The organism is Arthrobacter sp. ISL-5 (genome assembly GCF_018613835.1).
Taxonomy (GTDB): Bacteria; Actinomycetota; Actinomycetes; order Actinomycetales; family Micrococcaceae; genus Arthrobacter.
In genome coordinates this window covers 83,046-93,811 of the sequence record NZ_JAGGPM010000014.1, presented here as the reverse complement: position 1 = coordinate 93,811, position 10,766 = coordinate 83,046, and the positions used below count along the sequence as shown (strand labels likewise).

14 protein-coding genes are annotated in these 10,766 nt (G+C 59.9%); 12 read left to right on the top strand and 2 right to left on the bottom strand.

Annotated elements, in window-relative coordinates; genetic code table 11:
* Positions 1 to 306: 306 nt before the first annotated feature.
* Together rpsI and rplM are read right to left on the bottom strand one after the other, a co-directional pair.
* The gene (gene rpsI / locus J7I89_RS07940; RefSeq protein WP_104136643.1) at positions 307 to 813 is read right to left on the bottom strand and encodes a 30S ribosomal protein S9; all 507 of its coding nucleotides are present in this window, start codon (positions 811 to 813) and stop codon (positions 307 to 309) included.
* A gap of 38 nt (positions 814 to 851) precedes the next feature.
* Positions 852 to 1,295 carry a 50S ribosomal protein L13 gene (gene rplM, locus J7I89_RS07935; protein ID WP_011692756.1) on the bottom strand — a complete coding sequence of 148 codons (444 nt, stop codon included), beginning with the start codon at positions 1,293 to 1,295 and terminating at the stop codon, positions 852 to 854.
* Positions 1,296 to 1,602: 307 nt separating this feature from the next.
* On the opposite strand from rplM, the gene J7I89_RS07930 reads away from it, so the two are divergent.
* The 12 genes from J7I89_RS07930 (at position 1,603) to J7I89_RS07875 (ending at position 10,726) form a co-directional block, all read left to right on the top strand.
* Positions 1,603 to 2,268 (top strand): A24 family peptidase, encoded by a 666-nt coding sequence (locus tag J7I89_RS07930; protein ID WP_308159834.1) that lies wholly within the window; start codon positions 1,603 to 1,605, stop codon positions 2,266 to 2,268.
* A gap of 267 nt (positions 2,269 to 2,535) precedes the next feature.
* A complete protein-coding gene (locus J7I89_RS07925; RefSeq protein WP_214968876.1) occupies positions 2,536 to 2,745 on the top strand; it encodes a Flp family type IVb pilin in 210 nt (69 codons plus the stop codon).
* Between the two features lie 199 nt (positions 2,746 to 2,944).
* Positions 2,945 to 3,148 carry a Flp family type IVb pilin gene (locus J7I89_RS07920; RefSeq protein ID WP_308159833.1) on the top strand — a complete coding sequence of 68 codons (204 nt, stop codon included), beginning with the start codon at positions 2,945 to 2,947 and terminating at the stop codon, positions 3,146 to 3,148.
* The gene (locus tag J7I89_RS07915; RefSeq protein WP_214968875.1) at positions 3,148 to 3,588 is read left to right on the top strand and encodes a TadE/TadG family type IV pilus assembly protein; all 441 of its coding nucleotides are present in this window, start codon (positions 3,148 to 3,150) and stop codon (positions 3,586 to 3,588) included. Before J7I89_RS07920 ends, J7I89_RS07915 begins: the two co-directional genes overlap by 1 nt.
* A 26-nt stretch (positions 3,589 to 3,614) precedes the next feature.
* Positions 3,615 to 4,592: a Tad domain-containing protein gene (locus tag J7I89_RS07910; protein ID WP_214968873.1), complete on the top strand. Its 978-nt coding sequence runs from the start codon at positions 3,615 to 3,617 to the stop codon at positions 4,590 to 4,592.
* 32 nt (positions 4,593 to 4,624) lie between these two features.
* A complete protein-coding gene (locus J7I89_RS07905; protein ID WP_214968871.1) occupies positions 4,625 to 5,386 on the top strand; it encodes a Flp pilus assembly protein CpaB in 762 nt (253 codons plus the stop codon).
* On the top strand, positions 5,383 to 6,579 hold the full coding sequence (locus tag J7I89_RS07900; protein ID WP_214968869.1) for an AAA family ATPase: 1,197 nt from the start codon (positions 5,383 to 5,385) through the stop codon (positions 6,577 to 6,579). Before J7I89_RS07905 ends, J7I89_RS07900 begins: the two co-directional genes overlap by 4 nt.
* 65 nt (positions 6,580 to 6,644) lie before the next feature.
* Positions 6,645 to 8,021: a CpaF family protein gene (locus tag J7I89_RS07895; protein ID WP_374102007.1), complete on the top strand. Its 1,377-nt coding sequence runs from the start codon at positions 6,645 to 6,647 to the stop codon at positions 8,019 to 8,021.
* Entirely contained in the window at positions 8,018 to 8,962 is a 945-nt protein-coding gene (locus tag J7I89_RS07890; RefSeq protein WP_214968865.1) for a type II secretion system F family protein, read from the top strand. Before J7I89_RS07895 ends, J7I89_RS07890 begins: the two co-directional genes overlap by 4 nt.
* A gap of 278 nt (positions 8,963 to 9,240) precedes the next feature.
* Complete coding sequence (locus J7I89_RS07885; protein ID WP_308159832.1) at positions 9,241 to 9,870, top strand: type II secretion system F family protein; 630 nt, start codon at positions 9,241 to 9,243, stop codon at positions 9,868 to 9,870.
* A 315-nt stretch (positions 9,871 to 10,185) separates the two neighbouring features.
* Complete coding sequence (locus J7I89_RS07880) at positions 10,186 to 10,422, top strand: Flp family type IVb pilin (RefSeq protein ID WP_214968861.1); 237 nt, start codon at positions 10,186 to 10,188, stop codon at positions 10,420 to 10,422.
* A gap of 67 nt (positions 10,423 to 10,489) precedes the next feature.
* Positions 10,490 to 10,726, top strand: coding sequence for a Flp family type IVb pilin (locus tag J7I89_RS07875; RefSeq protein ID WP_214968859.1), 237 nt, complete (start codon positions 10,490 to 10,492; stop codon positions 10,724 to 10,726).
* Positions 10,727 to 10,766: the final 40 nt, after the last annotated feature.

Genomic DNA, 10,766 nt, shown 5'->3' with positions numbered 1-10,766 from the left:
CTGCCGCCGCCGCATTTACACACTGGCCGTTTCGGTGGAACGGGCTTCACCATCACGTGCTGGCTCACCCCGACCAGCATGCCTTCTATACGGTTCGTGTCCCTCGGTGCAGGGATTTGCCTCCGGCTTCCTTCCCACCCCACCTCACGATGACGCAGTTGCCATTGGCTAGAAGTTAAACCACCTTCTCCTCCAGAGGACTTTCACCCTTCAAGCAAATGCCCATGCTGGGCGTACACGCAGAAGCCCGCCCCACCAATGGCGGGACGGGCTTCTGTAAAGCGACTGAACGCTTCGTAAGCGGATTTAGCGCTTGGAGTACTGCTGAGCCTTGCGGGCCTTCTTGAGACCGGCCTTCTTACGCTCGATGACGCGGGCGTCACGTGAAAGGTAGCCAGCCTTCTTCAGGATGGCGCGGTTGTTTTCAACGTCGATCTCGTTCAGTGAACGGGCGATGCCGAGGCGCAGCGCGCCGGCCTGACCGGAAATGCCTCCACCGTGGATGCGGGCAATGACGTCGTAGGCGCCGTCAAGATCGAGGATCTTGAAGGGCTCGTTGACGTCCTGCTGGTGCAGCTTGTTCGGGAAGTAGTTATCCAGCGCACGGCCGTTGATGGTCCACTTGCCGGAGCCCGGCACAACGCGAACGCGTGCAACGGCTTCCTTGCGGCGGCCAACAGCTGCGCCGGCAACGGTCAGTGCCGGGCGCTCCTTCTTCGGCGCAGCAGCTTCAGCAGCTCCGCTTTCCGAGGTGTAGCTGGTCAGGGTTTCCTCTGCCTCAACGGCTTCGGTGGTCTCTTCGTTCTGAGCCACGGTTCTCCTTGTATAGATAAGTTGTTTGGTGGCCAGGACTACTGGGCGACCTGGGAAATTTCGAAAGTCTTGGGCTGCTGAGCGGCGTGCGGGTGCTCTGCACCGCGGTAAACCTTCAGCTTGCCCAGCTGCTGTGCAGCGAGGGAGTTCTTGGGGAGCATGCCCTTGATGGCCTTCTCCACGGCGCGGACCGGGTTGGATTCCAGCAGCTCCGCGTAGTTGACGGAGGTCAGGCCGCCCGGGTAGCCGGAGTGCCGGTAAGCGCGCTTCTGCTCGAGCTTGGCGCCGGTGAGGGCGACCTTCTCAGCGTTGATGATGATGACGAAGTCGCCCATGTCCATGTGGGGCGCAAAAGTGGCCTTGTGCTTGCCGCGCAGCAGGATTGCGGTCTGGCTGGCAAGACGACCAAGGACAACGTCTGTGGCGTCAATGACGTGCCACTGGCGGTTGATATCGCCGGGCTTCGGGGTGTACGTACGCACGGTGTTTGCCTCGTTCTTGTTCTGGCGTTCTTGTTTAGGTGTCACGTAAGGGTGTGCACCTACTATCTATGCGCTACCGGAACAGAGGTGAGGGCTCTATGAATCCAGTGGTCCCGGAGTCCCGAATGTGCCCGAGGAGTAGTTATCCTGCAACCGGATTCTCAGCGGGCACGCATCATCGAGAAAGGACACGCACAACGACTACCAAGAATAGCGCGAACCGGGCGTCAGGGTCAAAATGGGGTATCCGGTGGCGGGGGCTTGGACGCCCGTGCAGGCGCCGGACCGTTCCAATCAGGGAGTCCATGTGTCTTCAGCAGGTATTGCCGCCAGCGCCGACCCGCTCTTCGCCCTTGCCATCGGGCTGCTCGGTGCCCTTCTCGGCGTGCTCGCCGAACTGCTGATCACCCGCACCATGCCCCGCCTCGGCGGACTCCCGGGAATATGGACAAGAATTACGACGGCGGCACTCACCGGTGTTCTCTGCGCAGCATTGGCGTTGCGGTTCGGAATGGACTGGTCATTGCCGGCATTTCTGGTCCTTGGCGTGCTCGGCGTGCAACTGGCCCGCATTGATTTTGCCCACCATTTATTGCCGAATCCCCTAGTACTGGCCTTGCTGGTGGCCGGCCTGGCGCTCTTCGTCGTCAGCAGCACGGCCACGGCAGGCTGGACCGAGCTGCTTCGCGCGGCCGCCGGCGCAGCCATTTTGTTCGTTGTCTACCTGATTCTGGCGATTATTTCGCCCAGCGGCATCGGAATGGGCGACGTGAAACTGGCCGCACCAGTGGGCCTGTACTTGGGCTACTTGGGTTGGAGCCAGCTGTTCTACGGCGGTGCCCTCGGGTTCGTTGTGGGCGGTATTTTCTCCTTCGTTTTGATTAGGCTCAACCGCGCGGAAAAGACGTCCGAAGTGGCCTTCGGCCCCTCCATGCTGGCCGCCACCCTGGGACTGGTTCTCTTCACGTCCTAGCTGACGCCACGGCCCCTCGACCAGTCCGATCTGGGGAAATAAAGCTAAGCCAGGCTTAGCAATCCAAGTAGTTTTCTGCTTGTGAATTTCTAATCTGAGTACCTTTTCTGGGGGGTAGCTATAGGCCCCCTTAGAAACTCGAGTATGCCTACGCATTGTTGCCGGCGTGCCCCAGTGGAATTCTTTTAGCTATCGAAGCACCGGCCCTTCGCAATGGGGGGAGCAGGTGGTCGGTAATTTATTCCATCGATAATTAAGGAAAATACAATGACTACTCTCATGGTCTCGGTTCTTGCATTCGTTTCCGGAATCAAGGATCGGCTGGAATCCGAAAAAGGCGCAACCGCCGTTGAGTACGGCCTGCTCGTGGCCCTGATCGCAGCCGTCATCATCGGCACCGTCGTCACCCTCGGCGGACAGATCAATGATGCGTTCGTGAAAATCACAACCGAGCTTGGTGGCGCCGTAACACCGTAGCCGTTCACGACCAAGACCCAGGGGCGGTCTGCCGGAAGCGGACTACCCGCCTCAACCGGCAGACCGTCCCTAGGTTTTTCGTTTCCTGCCTTTTTTCAAGGTCCCTTCACTTCATAGGGCTTTTCGTTCCTCGACGCCCTTTTCATTCCTCAAGGCCCTTTCTATATTTAGGCCTTTTGTTTCTCCAGGGGGGAATCTCGTGGCTAGAACCCATTCTCGTCGAATACAACTATTCTCGAACGCGCTGGCGAGAATCGGCCGGCTGCCCGAATCTGAGGCTGGAGCGACGGCCGTCGAATACAGCCTGCTGGTTGCATTTATTGCCACTGTCATCATTGGCGCAGTCATAGCTCTGGGAGAGCAACTCATTCCAGGGTTCCAAGCAGTCATCGACGGTCTCTGATGCACAAACTACTCCAGCCAAAGTGCAGCGCATCGCGGATTGGCGAAAAGGGCGCCGCGGCCGTCGAATTTGCGCTCATCCTGCCCATCCTTCTCATGCTGGTTTTGGGAATCTTTGAATTCGGCCGGGCCTTCAACATCCAAGTTGCCTTGTCGGAAGCAGCCAGGGAGGCTGCCCGCTACGCAGCAGTCCATTATGCCGACGCCGGCTATAGCGATGAAGACGCGCAAAATGCCGGCGTCGTGGCCGCGCCATCCGTTGACCTGGTGGCGGACAACGTGGACGTTGCCCACGACGCCGGCGCCTGCTCGCCCGGCGACAACGTAGTGGTGACAGTAACTTTCAACACGACGTATCTGACAGGGCTACCGGGACTGATTCCGGGAATGCCGGCAGACGTCTCACTCACCGGAAGGGGCGTAATGCGATGTGGCGGCTAACGCACGACAATTCCGAGCGGGGCGCCGTGGCGCCGCTGACCGCTCTCCTCATCGTGGCAATGCTCGGCATAACAGCGTTCGCCGTCGATGTTGCAACGATGTACTCCGAGCACTCCCAACTGCAAAATGGCGCCGATTCCGCGGCACTAGCGATTGCCCAAGCCTGCGCTAATGACTCTTCGTCCGCAGAATGCACCGCGCCCGACACCTTGGCCGAGACCATGGGTAACGGCAATGCGCTGGACAACGCGACCAATATCCAAAACCTCGTGGTTGATGCAACTGCCGGCACTGTCGACGTCACCACTCAGTCGAGGGACACCGATGGTAACAATCACTTTTCACTGACTTTCGCCCGCGCCTTGGGAATCGACACCGCTGACATCGCCGCATCCGCCCGGGCTAGCTGGGGAGGCCCGGGTGCGGGAGCATCGCTTCCCTGGACTTTTTCCTGGTGCGTTTTTGAGCAGGCGCTTAGCGAGGTGCAGCTCGAGGATCTCCTGTCAACCGGCGATTTCACCGGCGACCCATCTCTGACCGACGTACTCATCCGGTATGACACAAAGGCGCTGACAACTACGTGCAATGGGCCAACCGGCCACGCTGTTCCTGGCGGCTTTGGCTGGCTGAAAGAAGACGGCACCGAGCCCTGCTCAGCCGATGTGAGTACTGACGATCCCGAGGCCGGTAGTGCCCCCGGTGCGAGCATCTCAAAGGACTGTAAGGCCAGGCTGGAGGCCCTCAAGACCAGTCCCACGTTGATCCCCATCTTCCAGGAAACCAACGGTCTAGAAGGAGCCAATGCCGAATACACCATCTATGGTTTTGCTGCCTTTCAGGCTACAGGCTGGAAGTTCCCCGGGGCTCAGTGGAACATCACCAAAGCTGAGTGCGGAAAAGACTGCTTAGGCATCAAAGGCCACTTCGTCCGTTTCGTCACATTGGATGAGTTCACCGGTACCGGACCAAACCTGGGCGGAACCACTGCCCGACTCATCGGCTAGATCCAACCAGCTAACAGATTGGAAAAACCAAAATGAAAACTCGCCTTCTGGGAGGCGCCGTCGCACTCGTGCTGGCAATAGTCGGCACTCTGCTTCTGGTCTCATACGTTCAAGGGTCGGAGCTGCGTGCTCAAAAGGACCTACACCCCCTCGAAGTCTTGGTCGTTCAGAACCAGATTCCCGAGGGTGCAAGCCTCGAAGACATCAAAAACGCCGTGAAGCTCGCGTCGTTGCCGTCGGGATCGATTCCCAACGGCGCCCTCAAGAACCTTGAAGGACTGGAGGGGAAGGTCGCCGGCGTCGATCTCCTGCCTGGAGAAGCACTCCTCGGTGCACGCCTGGTTGACCCGGAGAGTCTGTCCGCGCCCGGCTCCGTTCCGGTTCCCGCCGGCATGCAGGAGATATCGGTTGAGTTGGCCGCCGAACGGGTGATTGGTGGCCGGCTGGTAGCGGGTGACACGGTCGGAATCGTGATGTTGTTCGACCAGGGTGCCCGACCTGGAGGTGCCGCCCCGGAATCAGGGCAAATGGTCTTCCATAAGGTTCTGGTGACCAGTGTCCAGCGCGCCCTGCCGAAGACGACCGCAAAATCTACAACCGCGACTGACCCGGATGAGAAGACCAACACGCAACTGCCGACGGGTTCATTCATCGTGACATTTGCCCGTAACGACACCGATGCCACGAAGATCGCGGTAGGTGCCGAGTTCGGAGAAATGTGGCTGACCAAAGAACCGCGCACGGCTACTCAAAACACGCCGACAGTGATCAAGAAAGCTGAGTTGTTCCGATGAGCCGCTTCGTTCTGATCACATCCGATACAGATTTCGAACGCCGCGTCAGGCTGGCAACGGCAGGTGTCCACGGTACCTTGCATGCTATCCAGGCTGATTATCTGCCTCCCGGGCCTGATGACATCCTTCGCCTGTTGACCGGCGACCCAGCCGAAGTCTTGCTTCTGGGTCCTGGCCTCCCTCCCAATGATGCGTTCAGACTGGCCAGTCTCTTTGATCTCCAATATCCGGAGATCAGCGTGGTCCTCGTTGCGTCCGCGGATGCGCAGCTCGCCCTGCCGGCGATGCGGGCAGGGATACGTGATCTTCTTGATCCCCAAGCGGACGTCGACACCATCAGGATCCTGCTTGAACGGGCGAGCCTGGCATCGGCCGGTCGCCGTCGGGGACTGGGCAATTCGGTAGAGGGGCAACGACAGGGCGGCCGCGTCATCGCCGTCATGTCGCCCAAGGGCGGGGTAGGCAAGACCACGGTCGCAACCAACATTGCCGTGGGCTTGGCAAAGGACAAGCCGATGGCAGTTGTAGTAGTCGACCTTGATCTGCAATTCGGAGACGTGGCCTCGGGGCTCATGCTTGCCCCGGAAAGAACCATCTCGGAGGCTGTGACCGGAGCAGCAGCGCACGACACCATGGTGCTTAAATCGTATTTGACGGTGCACCCTGCCGGACTCTACGCCCTGTGCGCCCCGCATGATCCGGCCGACATTGACCGTATTTCGGGCGGCGACATCACGCAATTGCTAAGCCAGCTAACCAGCGAATTCGAGTACGTCGTTGTGGACACTGCGCCGGGTCTCGGCGAGCACGTTCTGGCCACTTTGGAAACCGCCACTGATGCCGTTTGGGTCTGTGGAATGGACATCCCGAGCATCAGGGGGTTGCGGACTGGCCTCCGCATTCTCAAGGAACTCGATCTGCTGCCTCAACACCGTCATGTTGTCCTTAACTTCGCGGACCGAAGAAGCGGGCTTTCGTTGCAGGACGTTGAAGCCACCATCGGCTGCCCCGTTGACGTCGTCCTGCCACGGTCGCGGACAGTCCCCTTCTCCACAAACAAGGGCATCCCCTTACTCCAGGACGGATCGAGGGACCAAGCCACGAAAGGCCTCCGGCAACTTGTTGACCGGCTGGGGCCAAGCTGGGAAGCAAGACCACACAAGAAACTCCACCGAAGGGCGGTAGTGTCGTGAATTTGTCCAAGCGTCTCAATGTTGTTCGAGGACACGAAAATCTGGAAACTCCGCCGGAACCGGTTGTGACAAGCCAATGGGGCGGGCCTGGAGCTCCGTTCGGAGCGCCGGCCTCCGGCGTCGAGGAAGCAAGAGCCAACGCGGCGGAATCCAGCGACGCTCTTGGTGCGGTCAAGGAGAGAGCCGCCGCAGCACTCTACGAGCGGCTTGGCAACCGCATCAGCGACGCTTCACTTGATGAAGCGGAACTCACCGCGTACGTCAAGGACGAGCTTCGCGCCGTGATCGAGGAAGACGACATTCCCCTTTCACCCGGTGAGCGCCAGCGCCTCATCCAGGAAATCATGGACGACGTCCTGGGTCACGGTCCCCTACAGCGCTTCCTGGATGACCCTTCCGTGACGGAGGTCATGGTCAACGGGCCGGACAGCGTGTACGTGGAGCGCGGCGGCAAGCTGATGCTGACCACCGCCAAGTTCAGCTCCGAAGAGCATCTGCGTCGGATCATCGAGCGTATCGTGACCCGTGTCGGCCGCCGTATCGACGAGTCATCACCTCTCGTGGACGCCAGGCTGGCCGATGGCTCCCGCGTCAATGCCATCATCCCGCCTCTTGCAGTCAGCGGATCCACGCTGACCATCCGGAAGTTCGGGCAGGTACCGCTCAACGTCAACAACCTGATCGAATTCGGCACAATGTCACCCGGAATGGCCGAACTGCTCCACGCCTGCGTCACGGCCCGCCTGAACATCATTGTGTCCGGCGGAACCGGCACAGGTAAGACCACCCTGCTGAATGTGCTGTCTTCCTTCCTGCCTTCTGACGAACGAATCGTCACCATCGAGGACGCCGTTGAACTCCAGCTCCAGCAGGAGCACGTCGTCCGGCTGGAGAGCAGGCCGCGCAACATCGAAGGCAAAGGCGAAGTGAGCATCCGGGACCTTGTTCGGAACTCCCTCCGCATGCGGCCCGACAGAATCGTGATCGGCGAAGTCCGGGGCGGCGAATCCCTCGACATGCTGCAGGCTATGAATACCGGCCATGATGGTTCTATCTCGACGGTCCACGCGAACTCCCCACGGGATGCCATTGCCCGCCTGGAAACACTGGTCCTCATGGCCGGCATGGACCTCCCCTTGCGCGCAATCCGTGAGCAGATCGCTTCGGCCGTGAACCTTATCGTGCATATTTCCCGCCTGCGCGACGGCACACGTCGAGTAACCAACATCACTGAAGTCCAGGGAATGGAGGGTGACATCGTTACGCTCCAGGACGCCTTTGCCTTTGACTACAGTGCGGGCGTCGACGCGAACGGGCGATTCCTCGGCCAGCCCATTCCCACGGGAGTCCGGCCCCGGTTTGTCGACCATTTTGCTGACATGGGCATAGCGATCTCGCCGGCCGTTTTTGGGGCAATGCCCATGGGAGGCGGATACCGATGAATGCCACAAGTCCTCTCTTTTTGGCCTTCGGCGTTGGTCTCTGCTTTGCTGCCCTCACGATTGGACTCTTATTGGTGCTGCGCCCCGGGTCTGCGATTCCGCTTTCCCGGCGAAGGCCGGAAGCCGTTGATAAGAAATCCCTTTTGACTCAAGTCACAAACAGCGCGGTTTCATTTATCGACCGCGGCGTCGGAAAGAATGCCAAATTCGGCACGCAGGATTCCTTGGAACAAGCCGGTTTGCGTCTCAAGCAAGGCGACTTCATCCTGGCTGTTACCTGTGCTGCTGTGACCGTCGGACTCGTGGGTTTCATACTCGGAGGAATTATCCTGGGGTTGCTTTTGCTGGCCTTTACCCCAGTTGCCGCATCGTTGTGGTTGGCATTCCTCACTGCCCGCCGGCGTGCAAAGTTCGCATCCCAGCTCGGGGAAACCCTGCAAATGCTGGCTGGCGGCCTGCGCGCAGGGCACAGTCTGTTGAGGTCCGTGGATGCAGTGGCCCAGGAGGCGGAAGCCCCTACGTCCGAGGAATTCGCCCGAATCGTCACCGAGACACGGCTCGGCAGGGACCTCAGGGATTCGATGGCGGATGCTGCGCTCCGCCTCAAGAGCGAAGACTTTGACTGGACTTCTCAAGCGATCGAAATCCATCGGGAAGTCGGCGGCGACTTGGCCGACGTCCTTGACCACGTGGGGGAAACCATTCGTGAACGCGCCGAAATCAAGGGACAGGTGCAAGCGCTTAGTGCTGAGGGCAGGTTGTCCGCCTACATCCTGATCGCGTTGCCTGTGGGCATGTTTATTTACCTCAGCTTCGCCAGTCCCTCATACATCGGCACACTGTACGGCAGCCTCCTCGGCTGGGGAATGATTGCCAGCGCAGTCATAGAGCTGGCCGTCGGCGCCTTCTGGCTCAGCCGTGTCGTCAAGATTAAGTTCTAAGGAGAATACCCATGGATCCCATAGCTTGGCTGATCATCGGTCTCATCATCGCGCCCGTCACCTATATGGTCTGGGCCCTAATAGCTGTGGACCGGCGGGGACTGGCCGCCGTACAAGGCAACCTGGGACGCGTCGTTAAGAGCGTCGCGACGGCCTCCGCGGCAGCCACTGCTGCACGCCCTTCCCTGGCCGCCGCCGGCCGCCGACTCACGCCTAAGGGGTATGCAGGATGGCTAGACAAGCTTCTTGCGAGGGCAGGCCGTCCCGCGAGTCTTCCCTTGGAGCGGCTCCTGGTGGTTAAGCCCGCGGCGGCGCTGGTCGTGGCCCTACTTTCCCTACTGGTGCTGGTCCGTTCCCAGTCCGCGCCGAGCATGCTGCTGGCGGTGTTCCTGACGGCCCTGGCCTATTTTGCGCCGGACATCATCGTTCACGGCAGGGGTGCTGAACGTCAAAAGGCAATTGCACTGGAGCTCCCCAACACCCTGGACCAAATGCTGATCTCCGTGGAGGCCGGCCTTGGCTTCGAATCGGCGATGGCCCGTGCAAGCTCAAACGGTCAGGGTCCACTTGCAGCGGAACTTGGACGAGCCTTGCAGGACATGCAGGTCGGCCGCAGCCGCAAAGACGCCTACCTGGCGATGGCAGAAAGGGTGGACTCCCCTGAGCTTAGGAGTTTCGTCCGTTCAGTCGTTCAGGCCGACACCTACGGAATCGCAATTGCGGCAGTCCTGCGCACGCAAGCCAAACAGATGCGCGTTCGGCGACGTCAGCGCGCCGAAGAGAAGGCAATGAAGCTACCGGTTAAAGTGCTTTTTCCGTTGATGTTATGCATCCTTCCAGTCCTCTTCACCGTCATCATTGGTCCAGCCGTTATCAATGTCATGGACAACTATATGGGAGCGTTCTAGCGCTTTCCCGGCCAGTTCACCGTTACACCGTGACTGGAATCCTCCTGGCCGCTCATTTTCCAATTCAGTGAGTGAGCCTCAAAGACCGGACCCCCTCGGTACCCAGAGCCGAGGGGGTCCCTTTGTGCGCCCGCGCATCTTGCGAATTGCCCACAAAATGCAAGGTTGGCACAGCGGTAACGCAGGAAACGCGCAGGTTGGTCAGGGTTGGCACAGGATGGTGCAAGATCCGTAACCCTGGGCGTTTTACGTTGCTAACTTTTTTACAGAGCTGGTGTAGGGCCAGCTTCCCTTCACTCGCTCAGGAGTCCCAAAATGCTTGCTTTCTTCTCAAACGCCGCAGCTCGTGTCCGCCGCGACGAGAAGGGCGCCACCGCCGTCGAATACGGCATCATGGTCGCCCTCATCGCCGTAGTCATCATCGTCGCCGTCACTACTCTGGGTGGCAACCTGAAGACCACTTTCGACGGCGTTGCATGCAGCGTCAAGGGCGGCACCATGGCAGTTGCCGCCGGCGCGCCGGCCGGCACCGCAGCAACCTGCTCCAAGTAGCACTCATAAAGCCGGGCAAGTATTCCATGCGAGCCGGCTCCACTTCCATTCGCTCAGGAGTATCAAAATGCTTGCTTTCCTTTCAAACACCGCAGCCCGTGCCCGCCGCGGCGAGAAAGGCGCGACCGCAGTTGAATACGGCATCATGGTCGCCCTCATTGCCGTTGTCATCATCGTCGCCGTCACGACTCTCGGTGGCAACCTGACGTCCACGTTTGACAGTGTTGCGTGCAGCGTTAAGGGCGGCACCATGGCAGTTGCCGCCGGCGCACCAGCGGGCACCGCGGCGACCTGCTCCAAGTAGGCCCGATGCCAGGCCGGGTAGCGATTTGGCTAAGCCATCG

Bases quoted from the DNA above. Each gene is read 5' to 3' on its own strand.
- J7I89_RS07925 (WP_214968876.1), top strand. From the start codon at position 2,536: ATGACTACTCTCATGGTCTCGGTTCTTGCATTCGTTTCCGGAATCAAG.
- J7I89_RS07915 (WP_214968875.1), top strand. From the start codon at position 3,148: ATGCACAAACTACTCCAGCCAAAGTGCAGCGCATCGCGGATTGGCGAA.
- J7I89_RS07905 (WP_214968871.1), top strand. From the start codon at position 4,625: ATGAAAACTCGCCTTCTGGGAGGCGCCGTCGCACTCGTGCTGGCAATA.
- J7I89_RS07900 (WP_214968869.1), top strand. From the start codon at position 5,383: ATGAGCCGCTTCGTTCTGATCACATCCGATACAGATTTCGAACGCCGC.
- J7I89_RS07890 (WP_214968865.1), top strand. From the start codon at position 8,018: ATGAATGCCACAAGTCCTCTCTTTTTGGCCTTCGGCGTTGGTCTCTGC.
- J7I89_RS07880 (WP_214968861.1), top strand. From the start codon at position 10,186: ATGCTTGCTTTCTTCTCAAACGCCGCAGCTCGTGTCCGCCGCGACGAG.
- J7I89_RS07875 (WP_214968859.1), top strand. From the start codon at position 10,490: ATGCTTGCTTTCCTTTCAAACACCGCAGCCCGTGCCCGCCGCGGCGAG.